Annotated in this window: 30 protein-coding genes; 3 read left to right on the forward strand and 27 right to left on the reverse strand. The window is 63.3% G+C overall.

What is annotated here, in order from left to right; all coding sequences use genetic code 11:
- Positions 1-25: 25 nt before the first annotated feature.
- Together QU44_RS06650 and QU44_RS06655 are read left to right on the forward strand one after the other, a co-directional pair.
- On the forward strand, positions 26-1285 hold the full coding sequence (locus tag QU44_RS06650; RefSeq protein WP_033921078.1) for a cytochrome P450: 1260 nt from the start codon (positions 26-28) through the stop codon (positions 1283-1285).
- Positions 1286-1304: 19 nt separating this feature from the next.
- On the forward strand, positions 1305-2939 hold the full coding sequence (locus QU44_RS06655) for a peroxidase family protein (RefSeq protein WP_052134404.1): 1635 nt from the start codon (positions 1305-1307) through the stop codon (positions 2937-2939).
- Positions 2940-3037: 98 nt separating this feature from the next.
- Here the strand turns inward: QU44_RS06655 and QU44_RS06660 are convergent, their stop codons facing one another.
- On the reverse strand, positions 3038-4030 hold the full coding sequence (locus tag QU44_RS06660; protein WP_033921079.1) for an IS481 family transposase: 993 nt from the start codon (positions 4028-4030) through the stop codon (positions 3038-3040).
- Between the two features lie 246 nt (positions 4031-4276).
- Between QU44_RS06660 and QU44_RS17725 the strand changes: the two genes are divergently transcribed.
- The gene (locus QU44_RS17725) at positions 4277-4573 is read left to right on the forward strand and encodes a helix-turn-helix transcriptional regulator (protein WP_033921081.1); all 297 of its coding nucleotides are present in this window, start codon (positions 4277-4279) and stop codon (positions 4571-4573) included.
- Here QU44_RS17725 and QU44_RS06670 read toward each other — a convergent pair.
- From QU44_RS06670 to rpsS, 26 genes are all read right to left on the reverse strand, one after another.
- Positions 4527-5783 carry a tyrosine-type recombinase/integrase gene (locus QU44_RS06670; protein WP_033921083.1) on the reverse strand — a complete coding sequence of 419 codons (1257 nt, stop codon included), beginning with the start codon at positions 5781-5783 and terminating at the stop codon, positions 4527-4529. The genes QU44_RS17725 and QU44_RS06670 overlap by 47 nt on opposite strands.
- 292 nt (positions 5784-6075) lie before the next feature.
- On the reverse strand, positions 6076-7632 hold the full coding sequence (gene guaA, locus QU44_RS06675; RefSeq protein WP_033921085.1) for a glutamine-hydrolyzing GMP synthase: 1557 nt from the start codon (positions 7630-7632) through the stop codon (positions 6076-6078).
- Positions 7633-7777: 145 nt separating this feature from the next.
- Positions 7778-9934, reverse strand: coding sequence for a prolyl oligopeptidase family serine peptidase (locus QU44_RS06680; RefSeq protein WP_033921086.1), 2157 nt, complete (start codon positions 9932-9934; stop codon positions 7778-7780).
- Positions 9935-10031: 97 nt separating this feature from the next.
- Positions 10032-10454, reverse strand: coding sequence for a 50S ribosomal protein L17 (rplQ, locus tag QU44_RS06685; protein ID WP_033921088.1), 423 nt, complete (start codon positions 10452-10454; stop codon positions 10032-10034).
- A 255-nt stretch (positions 10455-10709) separates the two neighbouring features.
- On the reverse strand, positions 10710-11774 hold the full coding sequence (locus QU44_RS06690) for a DNA-directed RNA polymerase subunit alpha (protein WP_033921090.1): 1065 nt from the start codon (positions 11772-11774) through the stop codon (positions 10710-10712).
- Between the two features lie 102 nt (positions 11775-11876).
- The gene (gene rpsK, locus QU44_RS06695; RefSeq protein WP_033921091.1) at positions 11877-12266 is read right to left on the reverse strand and encodes a 30S ribosomal protein S11; all 390 of its coding nucleotides are present in this window, start codon (positions 12264-12266) and stop codon (positions 11877-11879) included.
- Positions 12267-12329: 63 nt separating this feature from the next.
- Complete coding sequence (gene rpsM, locus QU44_RS06700; RefSeq protein WP_033921093.1) at positions 12330-12698, reverse strand: 30S ribosomal protein S13; 369 nt, start codon at positions 12696-12698, stop codon at positions 12330-12332.
- A 158-nt stretch (positions 12699-12856) separates the two neighbouring features.
- Positions 12857-13468, reverse strand: a complete 612-nt coding sequence (locus tag QU44_RS06705) for a Uma2 family endonuclease (protein ID WP_156141000.1) — start codon at positions 13466-13468, stop codon at positions 12857-12859.
- A gap of 20 nt (positions 13469-13488) precedes the next feature.
- Positions 13489-14136, reverse strand: a complete 648-nt coding sequence (locus QU44_RS06710) for an adenylate kinase (RefSeq protein ID WP_033921094.1) — start codon at positions 14134-14136, stop codon at positions 13489-13491.
- 32 nt (positions 14137-14168) lie between these two features.
- Positions 14169-15542, reverse strand: coding sequence for a preprotein translocase subunit SecY (secY, locus tag QU44_RS06715; RefSeq protein ID WP_033921096.1), 1374 nt, complete (start codon positions 15540-15542; stop codon positions 14169-14171).
- 226 nt (positions 15543-15768) lie between these two features.
- A complete protein-coding gene (rplO, locus tag QU44_RS06720) occupies positions 15769-16326 on the reverse strand; it encodes a 50S ribosomal protein L15 (RefSeq protein WP_033921097.1) in 558 nt (185 codons plus the stop codon).
- 104 nt (positions 16327-16430) lie between these two features.
- The gene (rpmD, locus tag QU44_RS06725) at positions 16431-16607 is read right to left on the reverse strand and encodes a 50S ribosomal protein L30 (protein WP_033921099.1); all 177 of its coding nucleotides are present in this window, start codon (positions 16605-16607) and stop codon (positions 16431-16433) included.
- 5 nt (positions 16608-16612) lie between these two features.
- A complete protein-coding gene (rpsE, locus tag QU44_RS17150; protein WP_037526460.1) occupies positions 16613-17341 on the reverse strand; it encodes a 30S ribosomal protein S5 in 729 nt (242 codons plus the stop codon).
- Position 17342: 1 nt separating this feature from the next.
- Positions 17343-17699, reverse strand: coding sequence for a 50S ribosomal protein L18 (gene rplR, locus QU44_RS06735; RefSeq protein WP_033921100.1), 357 nt, complete (start codon positions 17697-17699; stop codon positions 17343-17345).
- The gene (gene rplF, locus QU44_RS06740; RefSeq protein WP_033921101.1) at positions 17699-18232 is read right to left on the reverse strand and encodes a 50S ribosomal protein L6; all 534 of its coding nucleotides are present in this window, start codon (positions 18230-18232) and stop codon (positions 17699-17701) included. Before rplF ends, rplR begins: the two co-directional genes overlap by 1 nt.
- Positions 18232-18627, reverse strand: a complete 396-nt coding sequence (rpsH, locus tag QU44_RS06745; RefSeq protein ID WP_033921102.1) for a 30S ribosomal protein S8 — start codon at positions 18625-18627, stop codon at positions 18232-18234. The genes rplF and rpsH overlap by 1 nt, the downstream gene beginning before the upstream one ends.
- 9 nt (positions 18628-18636) lie before the next feature.
- Positions 18637-18942, reverse strand: coding sequence for a 30S ribosomal protein S14 (rpsN, locus tag QU44_RS06750; RefSeq protein WP_033921104.1), 306 nt, complete (start codon positions 18940-18942; stop codon positions 18637-18639).
- A gap of 161 nt (positions 18943-19103) precedes the next feature.
- Positions 19104-19685: a 50S ribosomal protein L5 gene (gene rplE, locus QU44_RS06755; protein WP_037526463.1), complete on the reverse strand. Its 582-nt coding sequence runs from the start codon at positions 19683-19685 to the stop codon at positions 19104-19106.
- Positions 19678-19995, reverse strand: coding sequence for a 50S ribosomal protein L24 (rplX, locus tag QU44_RS06760; RefSeq protein WP_033921105.1), 318 nt, complete (start codon positions 19993-19995; stop codon positions 19678-19680). Before rplX ends, rplE begins: the two co-directional genes overlap by 8 nt.
- On the reverse strand, positions 19995-20363 hold the full coding sequence (gene rplN / locus QU44_RS06765; RefSeq protein ID WP_033921107.1) for a 50S ribosomal protein L14: 369 nt from the start codon (positions 20361-20363) through the stop codon (positions 19995-19997). Before rplN ends, rplX begins: the two co-directional genes overlap by 1 nt.
- Before the next feature lie 64 nt (positions 20364-20427).
- Positions 20428-20706, reverse strand: a complete 279-nt coding sequence (rpsQ, locus tag QU44_RS06770) for a 30S ribosomal protein S17 (RefSeq protein WP_033921109.1) — start codon at positions 20704-20706, stop codon at positions 20428-20430.
- Between the two features lie 11 nt (positions 20707-20717).
- Positions 20718-20921: a 50S ribosomal protein L29 gene (rpmC, locus tag QU44_RS06775; RefSeq protein ID WP_033921110.1), complete on the reverse strand. Its 204-nt coding sequence runs from the start codon at positions 20919-20921 to the stop codon at positions 20718-20720.
- 5 nt (positions 20922-20926) lie between these two features.
- Complete coding sequence (gene rplP, locus QU44_RS06780) at positions 20927-21358, reverse strand: 50S ribosomal protein L16 (RefSeq protein ID WP_033921111.1); 432 nt, start codon at positions 21356-21358, stop codon at positions 20927-20929.
- 10 nt (positions 21359-21368) lie between these two features.
- Positions 21369-22076, reverse strand: coding sequence for a 30S ribosomal protein S3 (rpsC, locus tag QU44_RS06785; protein WP_033921113.1), 708 nt, complete (start codon positions 22074-22076; stop codon positions 21369-21371).
- 1 nt (position 22077) lies between these two features.
- The gene (rplV, locus tag QU44_RS06790) at positions 22078-22461 is read right to left on the reverse strand and encodes a 50S ribosomal protein L22 (protein WP_033921115.1); all 384 of its coding nucleotides are present in this window, start codon (positions 22459-22461) and stop codon (positions 22078-22080) included.
- Positions 22461-22739: a 30S ribosomal protein S19 gene (gene rpsS, locus QU44_RS06795; RefSeq protein WP_033921117.1), complete on the reverse strand. Its 279-nt coding sequence runs from the start codon at positions 22737-22739 to the stop codon at positions 22461-22463. Before rpsS ends, rplV begins: the two co-directional genes overlap by 1 nt.

Raw genomic sequence — 22739 nt, forward strand, 5'->3', positions numbered from 1 at the left:
TGATCCGAGGTCTGGAAGGCGACCCATGTCCTTTCTTGCCGAGTACGATGCGCTGCCTGCCGACGACCCACGCGCCCGCGCCGCCTTGGTAGTGCGGTGGCTGCGCACCGACTGGCGCGGCCTCTTCACCGAGCTTCGCTCCACCCGCCCGGTCTTTCCCAACCCTGTCTTCACCATGGTCACGCGGGCGACCGACGTGCTCGATGTACTCGCGCAGCCGAGCCTCTACACCGTCGCGGCCAATGTTCCGGCGATGGACCCAGCGGTCGGACCCTTCATGCTCGCGCGCGACGAAACGGCGCTAAACTGGCACGAGAAGGGCGTGATGCGGGCAGTGCTGCGGATTGACGATCTGCCGCGGTTACACGGCATCGCAGCAGAGACGACGGCCGCGGAACTCGGTGGGGCAGCAGGCACGATCGACCTTGTCGGTCGCATCGCCCGACTGGTACCGCTGCGGGTGGTGCAGCGCGGCTTCGGCTTCACCGCCCCGGACACCGCCATGCTGCGCTGGTCCTTTGCCACGCAGCACGCGATGTTTCGAAATCTCGGGGCCGACCCCGCGGTGCTAGCCGCTGGGATCGCCGCGGGGCAGCAGATGCAGGCCTGGCTCTGGCCCTTCCTCGCGCGACACTGGGCGGCGCCGCCCGATGACGACACACCGGTCGCACGGCTATTGCGCTTGTCGCGTCACGCCGACCTGGCGATGCCGCCCGACCGGGTGCTGAGCAACATCTGCGGCCTACTGGTCGGCGCCATCGAGACGACCGCCCAGGCCATCGCCCAGGCAACCGAGCAGATCCTGCTGCGGCCGGAGGTGCGCGAGGCGGCGATCACCGCCGCCGGCGATGCCGATCCGGGGCGCTTCGACGCCATTGTCTTCGAGGCGCTGCGCTTCAATCCGATCACCGGGTTGCAACTGCGCGTTGCCGCGCGCGATGCATTGATCGGCGCCGGCACGCACTACGCGACGCCCGTTGCTGCCGGCACGCCGGTTGCCGCATGCACCGCCTCGGCGATGTTCGATCCCGGCCTTTTCCCCGCGCCTGAGCACTTCGACGCCACCCGCCCCGCCAGCGCCTATCTCCACTTCGGCATCGGACACCATGAGTGCCTCGGTAAGCACGTCGGGCTGGTCATCATCCCTGAGGCGGTGCGACAGGTCATGCGCCTGCCGGGCATCCGCCTCGCCGAGGGCGCGGCGGGGCGGATCGACTTCGCGGGCGGGCCCTTCCCCGAGCATCTTGGCCTCGTGTGGGACCCACCCGCCGCAGCCGCAGCCTGAGCACGAGGGACACCCCACCATGCTGGAAGCCCCCGCCCGCACGTCCGGCCGCGACACCAGCGCCGACGGCCTGTGGATTCGACTCCGCGCCTGGGCCCTGCAGCATATGGCGCCGTTGTGGCGCGCCATCGCTGCGGTGCCGCCGCTGCAGCGTCTGCTGAACCGGGCCCTGATCAACGCCGCCGCCACGGTTGGCCCGCCGCGGCCGCACCCCTTCGCCACCGTCTCCGACTACACCTCCTGGCGCTCGCTGACCGACCGGAGCTTCTACGCACGGCATCTTCCAACCGCTGATCCGCCGCCCGACATTCCCACGGCAGCGCAAGCGGTCGCGCTGTTCCGCCGTGCCGAAGGCGGGATGCGGGAATGTCCCAAGTCCACGCTACTGTTCCCCGTCTTCGCGCAGTACCTCACCGACGGCTTCCTCCGCACTGACATGGCGGACCGTCAGCGCACCACCAGCAACCACGACATCGATCTCTCGCCCCTCTACGGCCGGACCTGGGCGCAGACCCAGGTACTGCGGACGCGGGACGAGAGCCCCGGCCGACGCGGTCGACTCGACAGTCAGGAACTGGCCGGCGAGGAGTACCCGCCCTTCCTGTTCGAGGCCGATGGGAAGACGCTCCGCGGCCGCTACCTAGACGCTGAAGGCCGGCCGATCCTCGACCCGCCGCTCGGCCTCAAGCCGGGCGACGACGGTGCCGCCAGGCAGATTTTTGCCGTCGGCGGCGATCGCGCCAATGCGACACCGCTGGTCGCCATGCTGAACACGCTGCTGCTGCGCGAGCACAACCGCCTCGCTGCCGGCATCGAGGCTGAGAACCAATGCTGGGACGACGAGCGCATCTTCCAGACCGCTCGCAACTGCCTAATCGTGATCTACATCCGAATCGTTATCGAGGAGTACATCAATCACATCTCCTCGGCGATCCCGCGTCTCGCCGCCGATCCCTCCGCCGCCTGGACGGCGTCCTGGAACCGGCCGAATTGGATGACTGTGGAGTTCGCCCTGCTCTACCGCTGGCACTCCATGATCCCTGAAAGCATCGGCTGGGAGGGGCGGGCCGTACCGGCGGATGCGATGCTGCTCGACAACACCTGGCTTACGCGGGTGGGAATGGCGCGGGCTCTAGTGTGGGCCGCAGAACAGAGGGTCGGCGCGCTCGGCCTGTTCAACACCCCACAGTTCCTTTTGGACGTCGAGGCACGGGCGATCGCGCAGGGACAGGCGAACCGCGTCGCCCGTTACAACGATTACCGCGCCGCCATGGGAATGCCGCGGGTCCGGCGTTTCGAGCAGATGACCGCCGATCCCGAGCGCCTGCGGGCGCTCCGGGAGATCTATGGCTCGCCTGACCGGCTGGACTTCTACGTCGGGCTTTTTGCGGAGGATGTGAGCTCGAACACGCCCATGCCACCACTGATCGGTCGGATGGTGGCGCTGGACGCTTTCACCCAGGCGCTGACCAACCCGTTGATGTCGCGCCAGGTCTTCAACGTACGCACCTTCGGCGCCTGGGGGTTCGCTGAGGTCGGCCAGCCCCAGAGTATCGCGGCATTGCTGCAGCGGCAGCGGCAGCGGACGACGCTCCCGCCCGGCGCGTCTGTCGAGGCAATCCGCATGACTCGGCCGGATTGGGTGCGGGTGTAGCGTGAGATAGGCTTGCGTGACGTCATGGCGTCAGTGCAGCAGGCTTACGACGATGGAGATTCGGCCGCCGCGCGCTGCTCCGCGAGAGCGCGGCGGTGCTAGATGTTTAGTCCCGGCATCTGGTGGAGCGGGTTGGCTCTGAACCGGTGCGGTTCGGCAGCCCAACGTTTGCAGATGAACTCGTAGGGTGTGAGGCCCTTCAGCGTCTTGAGCCGGCGGCCGTAATTGTAGGCTGCGATGAAGTCGGTGAGGTGCCGCTCGAGCTGGGCGTGATCGTCATAGTGGTAGCGCCGGACGGTCGCGTCCTTGATCGTCCGGTTCATTCTCTCCACCTGCCCATTCGTCCAGGGGTGCGCGGGCTTGGTCAGACGATGCTCGATGTCGAGATCGGCGCAGGCCGCCTCGAAGGAATGACAGCGGAAGAGCACGCCCTCGGCCCGCATCGCCTTGATGTCCTCTGGTGTCCAGCCGTCGCCTGTTGGCTCGGTGAAGTGCGTGCCGTTGTCCGTCAGCACGATGTTGACCTTGTAGGGAACCGCCTCGGCGAGGTGGCGCAGGAAGTCGCCGGCGACGCGACGGGTCGCCTTCTTGTGCAGCTCGACGAAGGCGAACTTTGAGGTGCGATCGATGGCCACCAGCAGATAGAGCCTGCCTTCGGCTGTCTGCACTTCGGCGATGTCGATGTGGAAGAAGCCGATCGGGTAGGACTTGAACTTCTTTTTGTTGGCCTTCTCTCCGTCGACATCAGGCAACCGGCCGATGCCATGTCGCTGCAGGCAGCGATGCAGGGACGAGCGCGTCAGATGCGGGATGGTTGCCTGCAGAGCGTAGAGGCAGTCGTCGAGCGGCAGAAGCGTGTGCCGCCGGAAAGCGACGACCACGGCCTCTTCCTCGACCGTCAGCACGGTCGAACGTGGATCCTTCGGCCCCGTCCGCTGGTCGGCGACCGAGCTCCGCTTCCTCCACTTCGCAACCGTCTTCGGGTTGATCCCGTGCCGCTTGGCCAGCGTCCTCAGGCTCTCTTGACTATGCTGTATCGCTCGACGGACTGCCTCTGTCGTAGTGGCGCTCCCGTGAAGAATCTGGCCCATAGCGCATCCCTCGCTGCCTGCGAAAACAATGCACCATCAAAACCTGGGATCAAACATCTAGCCACCCACGCTCACGGGCTGTCGCCTCGATCAAGCAGCCTTGCGGTAGAGGCCGAGCCGACCTCTAAACCGTCCTATCTCTACGCCATGGCCCTCTACTAGCCTACGAAGTGATTTAAGGCCTTCCGTCTTTCGAGAACTATTGCCTTCAATCCTCTTCTGCTTTGAACGCTGAGGAGAATCGAGATGCCTCGCCCGGGTGATACACCGATCAAACGCACTATCCGGAGGCACCAATTGCGTGAGATCGTGCCGCTGGCAGAAAGTACGATCTACGAAATGGAACAGCGCGGCGAGTTTCCGCGGCGCTTCGCCCTTTCACCCAGATGCGTGGTTTGGGACTTGGCCGAAGTCGAAGCCTGGTTGGCATCGCGTCGAGCGACGCCCATACCCCGCGCACAACATCCTGACGTCAAGCAACGCCGCACCCGGCCCGTTAGAGGGCGGGATCCGGCGCCAAGAGGGGCATCGCCGACGGAATGAGCAGGGGAACGTGCTTTCGCCCGGCAACCCAGGCGTCGATGATGTCCGACCACTCCTGCATCATGTGACGTCGCTGCACTTCGTATTCAGCCTTGTTATAAACCCCTCGCGATGAGCGGCCGTCTTCGTGAGCCAGGCATTTTTCGATCCAGTCACTGTTGAAGCCAAGCTCGTTGAGCAGGGTCGATCCAGTTCGACGGAGATCGTGAATCGTAAAGGGCTCAAGCGGCAGACCCTCATGCTTTGCCCGTTCGACGACGGAATAGGTCACGCGGTTGAAGGTCGCGCGGGACATCGGCGCGTCCGCATCATACCGGGACGGCAGCAGGTATCTTGAATTCCCGGCGCAGGTCTTGAGCGCGATCATGATGTCGAGAACCTGGCGCGACAGATAGACATTGTGCGCCTTCGTGCGCTTCATTCGCTCTTTTGGGATCGTCCAAACAGCATTCTCAAAATCAATTTCGCCCCAGATCGCGTCCTGAAGCTCGCTCTTGCGTACCATCGTCAACAGATACAGCCGCATCCCAAGTCGGATCGTCGGCAAGGTCGCGATATGCTCAAGCTGCTTGAGCATTACTCGAATCTCAGTGGGCGAAAGCGAGCGGTCCTTCGGGACGAACGTGGCGATCGAAGACGGGCCGACCTCGTCGGCCGGATTGGTGACCTTCTCGCCGTGCAGGATGGCAAATCCATAGATCTGCTTGAGAATGTCCCGCACGTGGATGGCCGTCGCAGGTGCGCCGCGATCGACGATCGCGGCGCAATGCGCTCGAAGATCGTCCGGCCTGATCTCGGTGAGGAGCCGACTGCGCCATGCCGGGAGCAGTTCGCGTTCAAAGATCGAGCGACGCATCGCGCGCGTGCTGTCGGCCATGGGAGCGGCAGTGAGCCACTTTTCTCCGAACTCACCGAAGCTTTTGGCCTCCTTCAGGCGCCGCTTTTCGCGTTGCTTTTCGATCGCCGGAGAGATGCCTTCGTCAACGGCGCGCTTGGCGTCGATGCACTTCTCCCGCGCCCGGGCGAGAGATAAGCCGGCGGGGCCATATTTCCCAAGGTGTACAGTCTCTCGACGCCCGTTCAGCCGATAATCCAGTCGAAACGAGAGACCGCCGGTTGGCGTGACATGGACGTACATCCCGTCACGGTCTGCCACCTTGTAAGGTTTATCCTTTGGTTTCAAAGCCTTGATGGCAACGTCCGTCAACATCCCACGCCTCCTTCCAAAAGTACCGTCATGGCATTTTGGTCACCCAAGACTCTGGAAAACTGTCTATTTCCAATGGCTTGGGTGAATAAAAATACCGTCAAGAGCCACTCTGACTCTGACGGTACTTTCAAAATCCGGGTTGGGCAATAGGTCCGTGTACCGTCAGCCAGCACGTCAGAGTCGAACTCTGCCCCCCGATAGCAGCCGATAGGGACCGCCTATATCTTTGTTTGTTATCAGTTAGTTATGTCGTATTCTAGCGTAGTTTCGGATAGCCTCGGATAGGCCAAAATCATTCCCATTCGATCGTGCCCGGCGGCTTCGACGTATAGTCATAGGTCACCCGGTTGATGCCGCGAACCTCGTTGATGATCCGTGTCGCGACGCGCGGCAGGAAGTCGCCGGGGAAGCTGAAGGCTTCGGCGGTCATCCCATCGGTCGAGGTTACCGCGCGCAATGCCAGCACATTGTCATAGGTGCGCCCGTCGCCCATCACCCCGACGCTGCGTACCGGCAGCAGCACCGCAAACGCCTGCCAAATCGCATCGTACAGCCCAGCGTTACGGATTTCCTCCAGATACACCGCATCGGCCTTGCGCAGGATGTCGCAGCGTTCCTTGGTGACTTCGCCCGGAATTCGGATCGCCAGGCCCGGCCCCGGGAACGGATGGCGGCCGACGAAGATGTCGGGCAGCCCCAGTTCGCGGCCCAAGGCGCGCACCTCATCCTTGAACAATTCGCGAAGCGGCTCGACCAGCTTCATGTTCATCCGCGCCGGCAGGCCGCCGACATTGTGGTGGCTCTTGATCGTCACCGAAGGCCCGCCGGTGAAGCTGACGCTTTCGATCACGTCGGGATAGAGCGTGCCCTGCGCCAGGAATTCGGCACCGCCGACCTTCTTGGCCTCGGCCTCGAACACGTCGATGAAGGTCTTGCCGATGAACTTGCGCTTCGCCTCGGGATCGGTAACTCCCGCCAGCCCGCTCAGGAACAGCGTCTCGGCGTTCACATGCACCAGCGGGATATTGTAATGGTTGCGGAACAGGCTGACGACCTGATCGGCCTCGCTGGCGCGCATCAGCCCGTGATCGACGAACACGCAGGTGAGCTGCTCGCCAATCGCCTCGTGGATCAGCACCGCCGCCACGGCTGAGTCGACGCCGCCCGACAGGCCGCAAATGACTCGCCCGCTGCCGACCTGCTCGCGGATTTCGGCGATCTTGGCGTCGCGGAATTCGGCCATCGTCCAGTCACCCGCCAGGCCACAGACATGGCGGGCAAAATTGGCGATCAGCTTGCCGCCATCGGGGGTGTGAACCACCTCGGGGTGGAACTGCATCGCGTAATAGCGGCGCGAATCATCGGCGATCACGGCGTAAGGTGCGCCCGCGCTCGCGGCGACGGGGCGAAAGCCCGGTGCCAGCTGCGTCACCTTGTCACCATGGCTCATCCACACCTGGTGCGTTTCACCCTCTGCCCACATGCCGTCGAACAACGCGCAACTATCAGCGATCTCGATAAAGGCGCGCCCGAACTCGCCCGATTCGCCCAGCGTTACCGTGCCGCCAAGCTGCTCCATCATCACCTGCTGGCCATAGCAGATGCCCAGCACCGGCAGCCCGCTGTCGAAGATCGCCTGCGGCACGCGCGGGCTTTCGGCGTCGAGCACCGACGCCGGGCTGCCCGACAGAATGACACCCGCCGGCTGCATCCGCGCAAAGGCTTCAGCGGCAGTGGTGAACGGTGCGATCTCGGAATACACCCCCGCTTCGCGCACGCGGCGGGCAATGAGCTGGGTGACCTGGCTACCGAAGTCGACGATCAGGATGGATTGCGAAGGCGTCTGCATGACAAGCGCATAGCGAGGCCGGCGGGGTTGGGAAAGGTGGTTGTCGCCGCCGGGGTCAGGCGGCCTTGCGTGGCACCAGACGCAAACCCGCCTGCCCTACTATGGCCGAAGCGAAGTTGCGCCGTTTCCAGCGCAACCTCCTTCCCTACCGAATCGGCTTAACCTCCAACCCGGTCCATTTCGCCGCGAACGCCCAAAGATCGGCGGTTTCCTCGATGATCTTGTCGGTCGGCTTGCCTGATCCGTGGCCCGCGCGGGTTTCGATGCGGGCGAGGTGCGGCTTGGGGCCGATGTCGCTCGCCTGGAGCATTGCGGTGTATTTGAAGGTGTGGCCGGGCACCACGCGATCGTCGGTGTCGGCGGTGGTCGCCAGGATCGCCGGATAGGTCTTGCCGGCCGCGACATTGTGATAGGGCGAATAGGCGCGCAGCACCTTGAAATCGGCTTCCTTCGACGGATAGCCATAATCATCGACCCAATAGCGCCCGGCGGTGAAGCGATCGAAGCGCAGCATGTCCATCACCCCTACCGCCGGCAGCGCGGCGGCGAACAGATCGGGGCGCTGATTGACCACCGCACCCACCAGCAGCCCGCCATTCGACCCACCCTGGATCGCCAACTGGCTCTTGCAGGTGATGCCTTGCGCGATCAGATATTCGCCCGCGCCGATGAAATCGTCGAACACATTCTGCTTGTTCGCCAGGCGACCGCCGTCGTGCCAGGTCTTGCCATATTCGCCGCCGCCGCGAATGTTGGCGACCGCGAGCACCCCGCCCTGCTCCATCCACGCAACGCGCGACGCCGAAAAGCCCGGCAGCACCGGCACGTTGAAGCCGCCATAAGCATAGAGCAAGGTCGGTGCCGGGCCGGTAACGTCCTTGCGCTTCACCACGAACATCGGAACCTTGGTGCCGTCCTTCGATGCGTAAAAACGCTGTTCGACGACATAGTTCGCCGGGTCGAACGCCACCTTGGGGCTGGCCCAGGGGCTCGCCTGGCCGGTTTTCACGTCATAGCGATAAATGGTGCTGGGCGTTGCGAAGCTGGTGAAGACGAAGAAGGTCTCGGGATCGCCCTGATCGCCGCCGAAGCCGCCCGCGGTGCCGATGCCCGGCAGATCGACCTTGCCCACCATCTTGCCACCCAGCGCATAGCGACGCACCTCGGTCTTGGCGTCGACCAGATAGCTGGTGATCAGCATCCCGCCGACGATGTTCGCGCCCTGCAGCACCGCCGCATCCTCGGCGATCAGGTCACGCGCGGTCGGCGTCGCGGCGCTGACGTCCATCGTCACGATCTTCGATCGCGGCGCGCCCTTGTTGGTCGACCAATAGAAGGTCGTGCCCCGGTTGCCCGCGAGGCTCCATTCATTCTCAAGCCCCTTCACCAGTTTGCGCGGGGTCCGCTTGGCATCCTGCAAATCAATCAGCGTCACTTCGTAGCGATTGTCGGTGCCTTCGGTGGTGGTGACCACCAGATAGCGGCCATCGTCGGTGAGCTGCACCGTATGGCTGCGCTTGGGGGTCTCGGGGGTGGCATAGATCAGCGGATCGACGGCCTGTGCGGTGCCGAGCTTGTGGAAATATACCGCCTGATTCTCGTTCAGCGCCTGGAACTGCTGGTCGGCGGCGGGCGCGGGGAAGCGCGAGTAAAAGAAGCCCGATCCGTCCTTGGCCCAGACCAGCGTCGAGAACTTCACCCATTCGACCTTGTCGGCCATCGGCTTGCCGGTTGCCACGTCGAGCACCTGCACCGTCCGCCAGTCAGAACCACCGTCCTGGACGCTGTACAGCAGATGCTTGCCGTCCTCCGAAGGCTCCCATTCGCCAAGCGCAGTCGCGCCGTCCTTCGACCAGCCATTGGGATCGAGCAGCAACCGCCCCTGCCCGTTCACGCTGTCGCGGACATACAGCACCGCCTGGTTCTGCAATCCCGAGTTATAGCTGTAGAAATAGCGGCCGCCCTTCTTGGTCGGCACGCCGAAGCGCTCATAATCGAACAGCGCCTTCAACCGCGCCTGAAACAGGTCGCGGCCGGGCAGTGTCGCGAGATAGGCGTCGGTCAGCTTGTTCTGATCGGCGACCCACTTGGCGACCTCGGCATCGTTGCGCACGTCGTTCTCGAGCCAGCGATAGGGATCGGCGATCCTCTGGCCGAACTGTTCGTCGGCGACGTCGGTGCGGCGGGACTGCGGGTAATCGAGCGGGGCTGGCATCGCGGCGCGGTTCTCCTGTGCGGGGGGAGCGGCATAGGTCGGGGCGGCGAACAGCAGCGGCAAGAGGGCGAGCGAGACGCGACGCATGAACTAATCTCCGCAGAAACGAGAAAGGCCGCACCCTAATGGGCACGGCCTTTCTGGCAAGTCCTGCTCAAATCCTCCTAAGCGAAGGATGTTGGGATCAGCCCTCGTCGCCGTAATCGTCGTCCGACATCACCGGACCCGAATCCTGGCCCTTGGCGCTGACGTCGCGGTCGACGAATTCGATGATCGCCATCGGCGATGCGTCCGAAGCGCGCGGGCCGGCCTTGATGATGCGAGTATAACCACCGGGCCGGTCGGCGTAGCGCGATGCCAGCACGTCGAACAGCTTGATCAACTGGGCATCGTCGAGCAGCCGGGCATGTGCCAGGCGGCGGTTCGACAGGCCGCCCTTCTTCGCCAGCGTCACCAGCTTCTCGACATAGGGGCGAAGCTCCTTTGCCTTGGCGACAGTGGTGGTGATCTGCTCATGCTTGATGAGCGCGGCCGACATGTTGCGGAACAGCGCGATGCGATGTGCCGAGGTACGTTGCAGCTTACGGCCGCCTACGCGATGACGCATGATATTTCCTTCGTTCGTTAAGGGGCCGTTCGACGGGACCCCAGACCAGGTGGGGACGGCAGCCCACCCAAATTATCCGTCACCCCGGCGAAAGCTGGGGCCTTATGCGATCCTCCCCGAGCTTGCTTGGGGAGGGGGACCGCCGAAAGGCGGTGGAGGGGTCGGCGCGGCAAAGCCGCGCCGTCGGTCGGGCTTGCAGCCCGCCGGCCGAGGTGATTGCCGAGCCGCCGGATAGCAACTGCTATCCGACTGCAATCACCCCATGATTTCCTGCTCGAGCTTCTTGGCCATCTCTTCGATGTTCTCGGGCGGCCAGCCAGGAATTTCCATCCCCAGGCGAAGCCCCATGCCCGAAAGCACTTCCTTGATCTCGTTGAGCGACTTGCGGCCGAAATTCGGCGTGCGCAGCATCTCGGCTTCGGTCTTCTGAACCAGATCGCCGATATAGATGATGTTGTCGTTCTTGAGGCAATTGGCCGAACGCACCGACAGCTCCAACTCGTCGACCTTCTTGAGAAGGTAACGGTTGATCGTCGCGGTATCGCCAGGCGTTTCGGCAGCGGCAACCGGCAGGCCCGCCGAAACAGGCGCGCTGCGGGTCATCGCCGAATCGTCGAAGTGGACGAACAGCGACAGCTGGTCCTGAAGAATGCGACCGGCATAGGCCACTGCATCGTCAGGGGTCACGGTGCCATCGGTCTCGATCGTCAGCGTCAGCTTGTCGTAATCGAGTTCCTGCCCGACGCGGGTATTCTCGACCTTGTAGCTGACCTGGCGAACCGGCGAATACAGCGCGTCGATGGGGATCAGCCCGATCGGTGCGTCGGCCGGACGGTTGGCAGCGGCAGGCACATAGCCCTTCCCGACATCGGCGGTCAGCTCCATGTTGAGCGTCGCGCCTTCATCGAGGTGGCACAGCACCAGCTTGGGGTTCATCACTTCGATGTCGCCCGAAACGGCGATGTCACCGGCAGTGACGGTCGCGGGACCGGTCGCCGACAGCTGGAGCCGCTTGGGGCCTTCGCCCTGCATGCGGATCGCCAGCTGCTTGACGTTCAGGACGATGTCGGTGACGTCCTCGCGGACTCCCGCCAGCGACGAGAATTCGTGCAGCACGTTCTCGATCTTGATCGAGGTGACCGCAGCACCCTGCAGCGACGACAGCAACACGCGGCGCAGCGCATTGCCGAGCGTCAGGCCAAAGCCCCGCTCGAGCGGTTCGGCGATGAAGGTCGCCTTGCGCTTGGTATCGCCACCGGCCTTCTTTTCGAGACCGCTGGGCTTCTTCAGCTCCTGCCAGTTCTTTGCATTGACAGACACAGGCTTCCCCTGGGTTGGGCGGGAATGGGACTCTCCCGCCGAAAAGCCGCGTGGGCACGCGGCTCGCAATGCTGCGAAGCCGCCCGCCCACGCATAATCGAATTAGACGCGGCGGCGCTTCGAAGGACGAACGCCGTTGTGCGGGATCGAGGTCACGTCGCGGATCGACGTGATCTGGAAACCGACCGCCTGCAGCGCGCGAAGCGCCGACTCGCGGCCCGAACCCGGCCCCTTTACTTCGACTTCGAGGGTGCGGACGCCGTGCTCGGCAGCCTTCTTGCCTGCATCTTCGGCAGCGACCTGGGCGGCATAGGGAGTCGACTTGCGGCTACCCTTGAAGCCCATCGTGCCGGCCGACGACCACGAGATCGTGTTGCCCTGCGCGTCGGTGATGGTGATCATCGTGTTGTTGAAGCTGGCGTTCACATGCGCGACGCCCGAGGAAATGTTCTTGCGTTCGCGCCGACGAAGGCGCTGCGGTTCACGTGCCATTTTACTGTCCTGATATCCTGAATAGCGTAAGCGAGCCGCGACGATCCCGCCGCGGCTTCAAGCTTACTTCTTCTTGCCGGCGATCGCCTTCGACTTGCCCTTGCGGGTGCGCGCATTGGTATGCGTGCGCTGGCCGCGGACCGGCAGGCCCTTGCGATGACGAAGCCCACGATAGCAGGCCAGATCCATCAGACGCTTGATGTTCATCGCGGTCTGGCGACGAAGATCACCTTCCACCGTGTGGGTGGCGTCGATCGTCTCGCGGATCTGCAGCACTTCACTGTCGGTGAGGTCCTGTACCCGGCGTTCGGGAACGATGCTCAATGCCTCGGTGATCTGCTTGGCCTTTGCGGGGCCGATGCCGTGGATATACTGCAGCGCGATGACGACGCGCTTGTTGGTCGGGATGTTGACACCCGCAATACGAGCCATGAACTATATTCTCCCAGCTCCACGGGCACGGCATGGCAGCACGCGCCCATCTCGTAGCGTTAATACCGAAACGAACGACACCGACGGTCGCGTAAACGCGCCGCCGGAGTGACCGGTGCTTCGGAAGGACAGGCAGTTACGCTGCGAGTCGGCGGCTGTCAAGCGAGCCGGGCACTGTCAAGTGCGATTTGCGGAACCAATTTCGATGCAACGCGCCCGCCGAACGGGTGAACCTCGACGGTGGAATAGGCTTCAGCACCAGGGTCGGTCATTTGGTGGATCACTCGCGCCTTCAGGTCGACAATCCACAATTCCGGAACGCCATGCCGCGCATACAGCGGCACCTTTCGCGTGAAATCGTGTCGCAAAGATGAATCGGCGACTTCGATGGCAAGCCGGGCAAACCCCAGTTCGACGAACTGATCATCCGGATCGGGTGCGGCGACCAGCAAGTCGGGCTCGGGGAGGCTATGCGGCCCAAGCCGCATCGACACCGGCGACAGCACTTCCAGATCGAGTGCAGCGGCCTCAACCGCCCGATGAAATTGTGATCCGATTTCGATGATCACCCGGCCATGCGGGCGGTGCAGCGGGCTCATCTGATAGATTTCCCCCTCGATCAGTTCGAACCGGCCCTTGCCCAGAAAAAAGCCAGCTGCATCGAGCGAAACGAATTCCTCCACCGTCAACTTATGCAAAGTCGGTTCGGAAACAGGGAAATGCTCTTGGCCCATAACGGCCACAATATCATTCGTCGGGCCGATCGACAACGGGCCGAACGGGCCTGCCCCTACCTGCGCAGCACATCCTCGATCGCCGCCGTCACATGCGCGATATCGGCCATGCCGTCGATTCGGGTCACCAGGCCGCGTGCGTCGTAGATCGGCAGGATCGGCGCGGTCTTGGCGCGGTATTCACCCATGCGGGTGCGAACGGTGTCGGCATTGTCGTCGGGGCGGCGCTTGAAATCGGTGGCACCGCACACGTCACAAACCCCGGAGACTGCCGTCGGCTTGAACACATCGTGATAGCCGGCACCGCAATTGCCGCAGGTGAAACGCCCGGTGATACGCTCGACCAGCGCATCCTCGTCGACCACCAGTTCGATCACATAATGAAGTTCGCGGTTCCGCTCGGCCAGCAGCGTATCGAGCGCTTCGGCCTGTGCGGCCGTGCGCGGATAGCCGTCGAAGATCACGCCAGTGTCGGCAGCCAGCTCGTCCAGGCGCTCGCCGATGATCCCCGACACGATCGCGTCGGACACCAGCCCGCCCGAATCCATCACCGCCTTCGCCTCTAGCCCAACCGGCGTGCCCGCCTTCACCGCCGCGCGCAGCATGTCGCCGGTCGATAGCTGGACCATGCCGTGGTCGCGCTCTAGCCGGCTCGCCTGGGTGCCCTTGCCCGCGCCCGGCGGTCCCAGCAGGATGATATTCAAGCTTCTTCCCCTATTCGATCGTCAGGCGCGGTTCAGCGCGCCCGACCGCCCTTGAGCTTCGCCTTCTTGATCAGGTCGCCATACTGGTGCGCCAGCAAGTGCGACTGGATCTGCGTAACCGTGTCCATGGTTACGTTGACCACGATGAGAAGGCTAGTACCACCAAGGTAGAAGGGGATGCTGAGCGCCGACACCAGATATTCGGGCACAAGGCAGATGAAGGTCAGATAAGCCGCCCCGATCACGGTGATGCGGGTCAGCACATAATCGAAATACGCCTCGGTGCTCTTGCCCGGACGAATGCCCGGAATGAACCCGCCATAGCGCTTCAGATTGTCCGCCGTTTCTTCTGGGTTGAACACCACAGAGGTATAGAAGAACGAGAAGAACACGATGCCAAGCCCGTACAGCAGCATGTACACCGGGCTGCCATGCGTCAGATACTGATTCAGCCCGATCACCACGTCGTTCATGAACCCGCCATCGCCATTGGCGGCAACATTCTGGCCGGCAAACTGGCTGACGGTCAGCGGCATCAATAGCAGCGACGATGCGAAGATCGGCGGGATGACGCCGGCGGTGTTGATCTTGAGCGGCAAATGGCTGCGCTCGGCCTGCACGCCGCGCGCGGTCTGTCGCTTGGGATACTGGATCAGGATTCGGCGCTGTGCCCGTTCCATGAAACAGATCAGCAGGATCAGCCCGACGACCGCGATCAGAATCCCCAGCAGGCGAACCGGATCCATCGTGCCGGTGCGACCGCCCTCGAACAACTGCACCAAGGTGGTCGGCAGATGCGCGACGATGCCTGCCATGATGATCAGCGAAATACCGTTGCCGATGCCGCGACTGGTGATCTGCTCACCCAGCCACATCAGGAACATCGTACCGCCGATCAGCGAAATGACCGCGCTGATGCGGAACAACATGCCGGGCTCGACCACCGCCTGCGCGCCTTGCGTGGCACCGAATGCCTCAAGGCCGACCGCGATGAAATAGCCCTGCACGGCGGTAAGGCCGACGGTGCCGTAGCGCGTGTACTGGTTGAGCTTCTTGCGCCCGCTCTCGCCTTCCTTCTTGACCGCCGCCAGCGTGGGGCTGAGCGAGGAGGCGAGCTGCACCACGATCGACGCGGTGATATAGGGCATCACGCCAAGCGCGATGATCGACATCCGCTCGAGCGCACCGCCCGAGAAGGTGTTGAAGAAATCCATGACGCCGCCCTGAGTCTGCTGCGCGAGTAGGTCGAGCTGGGTCGGGTCGATGCCGGGCAGCGGCACATAGCTGAGCATCCGGAAGATGATGAGCGCGCCCAGCGTGAACCAGAGCCGCTTCTTGAGCTCGGTTGCCTTGCCGAATTTCGACAGGTTCAGGCCGGATGCCATTTGATCGGCTGCGGATGCCATATGTGGTGTGTCCCGGGAATCAGCGGGCGGAACTTTCGCCCATGTCGCGAGTGCATATAGGCGGTTGGGGCGCGTTGTCTAACCCGACCGGCCAAAGCTGCCGCGCAAAATCCCCTCCCGTACGGTAAGAAGGGGTTGAGGGAGAGCCTGTCCGCGAGCAACCGAAGCGCTCGAGCAGATAGCCCCTCCCCCGCCCCCTCCCGCAAGCGGGAGGGGAGACAGAAGGCTACGCCTTCTTGGCGGCGGCCTTCTTGGCTTCCTTATCGGCGATCCGCTCGAGGCGAACCTTGCCCTTCTTGGCGGCAGCCTTCTCGCCGGGCGAGACCAGCTCGATCACCTGCACCGAACCGCCCGCCTTTTCGACGGCTGCCTTGGCACCCTTTGAAGCACCGGCAACGACGAACGACATCTTGGCCGAGAAATCGCCCTTGGCCAGGAGGCGGACGCCGTCCTTGCCGCCGCGCGTCAGCCCGGTCGCGGTCAACAGCGCCTGGTCGATCGTCGCACCCGCTTCGATCTTGCCCGCGTCGATCGCCTTCTGGATCATGCCCAGGTTGATCTCGGCATAGTCCTTGGCGAACGGGTTGTTGAACCCGCGCTTTGGCAAGCGCATGTGGAGCGGCATCTGGCCACCCTCGAAGCCGTTGATCGCAACGCCCGAGCGTGCCTTGGCACCCTTTTGGCCGCGACCTGCGGTCTTGCCCAGGCCCGAACCGATACCACGGCCAACGCGCACGCGCTCCTTACGAGCGCCCTTGTTATCGCGGATGTCATTGAGTTTCATGTGTTGCACTCGCTTTCGCTTTTGTCGCGCTAAAGACATTTGGGTAAAAACAGGAAGGGGGCCGATAGCCCCCTTCCCTCATTCTGTCACTGGCAGCGGAGGAATTATTCCTCGACCGACAACATGTGATGCACCTTACGGATCATGCCGCGCACCTCGGGGGTGTCGTCCAGCTCGACCGTCTTGTGCATCTTGTTCAGCCCCAGCCCGATCAGCGTTGCACGCTGGCTCGGGTCGCGGCGGATGGGCGAACCCGTCTGGGTGATCTTAACCTTGGCCATGTCGCTTACTCCACGACCGCTGCGGCATCGGCCTCGGCGGTTTGTGAACCACCACGGCCGAGCAGGTCGGCGATCTTCTTGCCGCGACGCTGCGCGACGCTCTTGGGCGAGGTTTGCTCACCCAGCGACTCGAAGGTTGCGCGGATCATGTTGTACGGGTTCGACGTGCCGGTCGACTTGGTCACCACGTCCGCGACGCCAAGCGCCTCGAACACGGCGCGCATCGGACCGCCTGCGATGATGCCGGTACCTGCAGGTGCCGAACGCAGATACACCAGGCCCGCACCGAAGTGACCGACGCCGTCATGATGCAGCGTGCGACCATCGCGCAACGGCACGCGGATCATCGCCTTCTTGGCAGCGGCAGTCGCCTTTGAAATCGCCTCGGGCACTTCGCGCGCCTTGCCATGACCAAAGCCAACGCGGCCCTTGCCATCGCCGACGACGACGAGCGCTGCAAAGCCGAAGCGCTTGCCGCCCTTCACCGTCTTCGAAACGCGGTTGATGTGGACCAGCTTCTCGATCAGCTCTTCGCCGCCATCGTCGCTGCCGCCGCGATTGTCGCGACGGTTGCCGCCGCGATTGTCGCGACCGCCACCACGGTTGTTGTTACCGCCGGGGCCGCCGCCAGGGCCGCCACGACCACGACCGCCGCGCGGACCGCGCGAAGGTGCATCCTGAGCAGGAGCGGCAGCGGCTGCCGGAGCGCCGGTCTGGTTGTTCTCGTCCGCCATATTAGAACTCCAATCCGCCTTCACGCGCGGCTTCCGCCAGCGCCTTTACGCGACCATGATACAGGAAGCCGCCGCGATCGAAGACGACCTGGGTGACGCCGGCGGCCTTCGCCGCCTCGGCCAGGCGCTTGCCGACATCGGCTGCGGTCTCGACATTGGCCTTCGCGCTGTCGCGGAAGTCCTTGTCGAGGCTCGATGCCATGGCCAGCGTGCGGCCGGCGACGTCGTCGATTACCTGCGCATAGATATGCTGGCCCGAACGATGGACCGACAGACGCGGCCGACCACCGCCACGCGCCCGAAGCGCGGTACGGTTGCGGCGGCGCCGCTTCTCGAAGAGAGACATGCCCTTGGTCATTACTTCTTCTTCCCTTCCTTGCGGAAGATGAACTCGCCATCGTACTTGATGCCCTTGCCCTTGTAAGGCTCGGGCTTGCGCCAGCGACGGATTTCGGCGGCCAATTGGCCAACCTTCTGCTTGTCGGTACCGCTGATCTCGACCGTGGTCGCGTCAGGCGTCTTGACCTCGATGCCCTCGGGCACCGCGATGTTGACGTCGTGGCTGTAGCCGAGCTGCAGCTTCAGGTTGTTGCCCTGTGCTGCTGCGCGATAGCCGACGCCGGTGATGATCAGCTTCTTGGTGAAGCCGTCGGTAACGCCGGTAACCAGGTTCTGCACCATGGTCCGCTGCATGCCCCAAAACGCGCGAGCGCGCTTGGTGCCATTGGCGGGCTGCACCGAAATGCCGCCGTCGACATTCTCATACTTGATGTCTTCGAACAGCGGCATCGTCAGCGTGCCCTTGGGGCCTTTGACGCTGATCTGCTCGCCGTCGATCGTCGCGGTCACGCCCGCAGGCACGGTGACCGGCTTCTTGCCGATGCGGCTCATCAGAATACCTCCGCGAGCACTTCGCCACCGACATTCTGTTCACGCGCTTCGGCGTCGGACAGAACGCCACGCGGCGTCGATACGATGGTGATGCCAAGGCCGTTGCGGACCTTTGGCAGTTCCTGCGAGCCCGAATAGACCCGGCGACCGGGCTTCGAAACGCGCGCGACATGCTTGATCGCGGGCTGGCCCTCGAAATATTTCAGCTCGATGCGGATGCCGGCCGCAGGGCCCATCTGCTCTTCGCTATAGCCGCGGATATAACCCTCGCGCTGAAGCACGTCGAGCACGCGGGCACGCAACTTCGAGGCAGGCGTCAGGACAGAGTCCTTGCGCGCGCGCTGGCCGTTGCGGATGCGGGTGAGCATGTCACCCAGTGGATCGGTCAAAGCCATGTCAGGTCCTTACCAGCTCGACTTCGTGACGCCGGGGATCAGGCCCTTGTTGGCCAGATCGCGCAGCATGACGCGGGCAAGACGGAACTTGCGGTAATAGCCGCGTGGGCGGCCGGTCAGCTCGCACCGGTTGCGGATGCGGGTCGGGTTGCCGTTGCGCGGCAGCTCGGCCATCTTCAGGCGCGCCATCAGGCGCTCCGAATCGTCAAGATCGCGGTCGTTCGCAATGGCCTTCAGCGCCGCGTACTTCGGGGCATACTTCTTGACCAGCTTGCGCCGCTTCTCGTTCTTGTTGATCGAACTCAGTTTCGCCATCGACTTAAGCTCTCTTTCCTTATGCTCCCTCTCCCGCTTGGCGGGAGAGGGTCGGGGTGAGGGTCTGTAACCCCCAGCATTGATTTGGTGAAGGCCTGGCCCTCACCCTTTCGCCGCTTGCGCGGCTCGCTCCCTCTCCCGCCTGCGGGAGAGGGAAAGCATCACGCCGCCTGCTTCTCTTCTTCCTCGACCTTCGGGAAGGGGAAGCCGAACAGACGAAGCAGCTCGCGCGCTTCGTCATCGGTGCGCGCGGTGGTGGTCACGATCACGTCCATGCCGCGCACCTTGTCGATGCGGTCATAGTTGATCTCGGGGAACACCAGCTGCTCCTTCAGGCCGCATGCATAGTTGCCGCGTCCGTCGAAGCTCTTGGGGTTCAGCCCGCGGAAATCGCGAACGCGCGGCAGCGCGATCGTGATGAAACGGTCGAGAAACTCGTACATGCGCTCGCGGCGAAGCGTTACCTTCACGCCGATCGGCATGCCCTCACGCAGCTTGAACGTCGCGACCGACTTCTTCGCCTTGGTGATGACGGGCTTCTGGCCGGCGATCAGCTCCATTTCAGAAGCCGCCTGCTCGACCTTCTTCTTGTCCTGCGTCGCTTCGCCAACGCCCATGTTCAGGACGATCTTGTCGATGCGCGGAATTTCCATCGCGTTCTTGTAGCCGAACTTCTCGGTCATCGCCTTGACGATTTCCGCGTCGTACTTGGCCCGCATCCGCGGAATATACTTATCAGCCACTGATGACCTCCCCGGTCTTGACCGCAACGCGAACCTTCTTGCCGTCGCGCTCTTCAAAACGGACGCGCGTCGCCTTGCCGTCGGCAGTCACGTGCGCGACCTTCGAGATGTGCAGCGGTGCTTCCGAACGCTCGAGGCCGCCCTGCGGCTGACCCTGCGAAGGCTTTTTGTGGCGAACGGCGATGTTCACGCCCTGGACCACGACCTTCTCGTCGCGCGGCATCGAACGGACGACCTCACCGGTCTTGCCCTTGTCCTTGCCCGACAGGACGACAACGCGGTCGCCCTTCTTGATCTTTGCGGCAGACATTACAGAACCTCCGGCGCCAGGCTGATGATCTTCATATAGCCACGGCCGCGCAGCTCGCGAACGACCGGGCCAAAGATACGGGTGCCGATCGGCTCCTCGTTCTTGTTGACCAGCACCGCGGCGTTGCCGTCGAAGCGAATGACCGAGCCATCGGCGCGGCGAATATCCTTGCGTGTGCGGACGATGACAGCGCGATGCACGTCACCCTTCTTCACGCGGCCACGTGGTGCTGCTTCCTTGACGCTGACGACAATCACGTCGCCAACACCGGCCACGCGACGCTTGGAGCCGCCCAGCACCTTGATGCACTGCACCCGCTTCGCGCCGCTATTGTCAGCGACGTCGAGATTGGACTGCATTTGGATCATCGATCCGTATCCTTCTCAATATGGGGTGGATTCCGACCCAGCCCCGCCTTCTACAATGGTGGCTTTAGGCTTCCGCCGCTGCCGCCGTCTCTTCGGGAGTGGCGTGGACGTTGACACGATCCACGACCTTCCACGTCTTCAGCTTCGAAATCGGTGCGGTCTCTTCGATCCGTACCGTCTCACCCTCACGATAGGCATTCACCTCGTCGTGAGCATGATACTTCTTCGTCCGGCGGATGATCTTGCCGTAGAGCGGGTGCTTCACCTTACGCTCGACGCTTACCACCACCGTCTTGTCGGTCTTATCCGAGACGATCATCCCGGTCAGCACACGCTTCGGCATGTCGTTTCCTCTTACTTGGCGGACGAGCGCTGACGCTCGCCCTGCAAGGTCTTGATACGGGCGATGTCGCGACGGACTTCCTTGACCCGGCTCGGCTTTTCGAGCTGGCTGGTCGCCGCCTGAAAGCGCAGGTTGAATGCCTCGCGCTTCAGGTTGCCCAGATCGTCGGTCAATTGGTCGTCGGTCTTGACGCGCATGTCGGTAGGCTTGGTCATCTCAATCAACCCTCCAGGTGCGAGGTGTCGCCGAGACGGGCAACGACCTTCACCTTGATCGGCAGCTTCATCGCCGCCCGCTCGAATGCTTCTGCCGCAAGTGGGCCGGGAACACCGTCCAGCTCGAAGAGAATACGACCCGGCTTCACCCGCGCTGCCCAATATTCAAGGGCACCCTTGCCCGAGCCCATGCGGACTTCGGCGGGCTTCGACGACACCGGAAGGTCGGGGAAGATGCGGATCCACAACCGCCCCTGACGCTTGATGTGGCGCGTGATCGCGCGGCGAGCCGCCTCGATCTGACGCGCGGTGATCCGCTCTGGCTCCATCGCCTTCAGGCCATACGACCCGAAGTTCAGCGTTGCGCCACCCTTGGCATCGCCCTTGATCCGGCCCTTAAAGGCCTTGCGGAACTTGCTCTTTTTCGGTTGCAGCATTGCCTAACCCTCAGCGACGGTCGTCGCGCGCCGGGCGAACGCCCGACGTCTGCGATTCAAGATTGAGGCGATCGGTTGCCATCGGATCATGGCCCAGGATTTCGCCCTTGAAGATCCACACCTTCACGCCGCACACGCCATAGGCGGTATGCGCCTCGGCTTCGGCATGATCGATGTTGGCGCGCAGCGTGTGCAGCGGCACCCGGCCTTCACGATACCATTCCGACCGCGCGATTTCGGCACCACCAAGACGGCCGCCGCAATTAATGCGGATGCCCTCGGCACCAAGCCGCATCGCCGATTGCACCGCGCGCTTCATGGCACGGCGGAACGCAATACGACGCTCAAGCTGGTCGGCGATGCCCTGCGCGACCAGGCGCGCATCGACTTCGGGCTTGCGGATCTCGACGATGTTCAGCGAGACGTCCGACGGGGTCATCGTGCCGATCTTCTTGCGAAGCTTCTCGATGTCCGCACCCTTCTTGCCGATGATCACACCGGGACGGGCAGCGAAGATCGAGATGCGGCACAGCTTTGCCGGACGCTCGATGACGACCTTGGAAATCGCAGCCTGCTTCAGCGTCGACATGATGTACTGGCGGATGCGAAGATCCTCCAGCAGCAGCCGGCCATATTCCGCGCCCTCGGCGAACCAGCGGCTGTCCCAGGTGCGGTTGATCTGCAGGCGAAGACCGATTGGATTGCTCTTGTGACCCATATCAGGCCTCCTCTTCCTGCTTCTCGCGCACGACAATACGCAGGCGGCTGAACGGCTTCAGGATGCGGGTCGACTTACCGCGACCGCGCGTGGCGAAACGCTTCATCACGATCGACTTGCCGACCGACGCCTCGGCGACGACGAGAGCGTCGACGTCAAGGTTGTGGTTGTTCTCGGCGTTGGCGATCGCGCTGGCGAGCACCTTGCGGGCATCGACAGCCATCGCCTTCTTCGAAAAGGCGAGGATGTTCATCGCCTGACCGACTGGCTGATTGCGGATCAATGCCGCGACCAGGTTCAGCTTCTGCGCCGAACCACGGATCTGCGTGCCGACCGACAGTGCTTCATTGTCGGCGACGCGACGGGGAGCCTTAGGCTTCGACATCAGCGCTTGCCCTTCTTGTCTGCCGCATGGCCGGGGAAGAAGCGCGTGGGCGCGAACTCGCCCAGCTTCATGCCGACCATTTCTTCGTTGACCGAGACGGGAACGAACTTGCGACCGTTATAGACGCTGAACGTAAGTCCCACGAACTGGGGCAGGATCGTCGAGCGACGCGACCAGGTCTTGATCGGGCCGCTGCGACCCCCGGCGTCCTGTGCGGTCTCGGCCTTCTTGAGAAGGCTGAGTTCCACAAACGGACCCTTCCATACCGAACGAGCCAT

It is taken from the genome of Sphingomonas sp. 37zxx, assembly GCF_000786205.1.
Taxonomy (GTDB): Bacteria; Pseudomonadota; Alphaproteobacteria; order Sphingomonadales; family Sphingomonadaceae; genus Sphingomonas.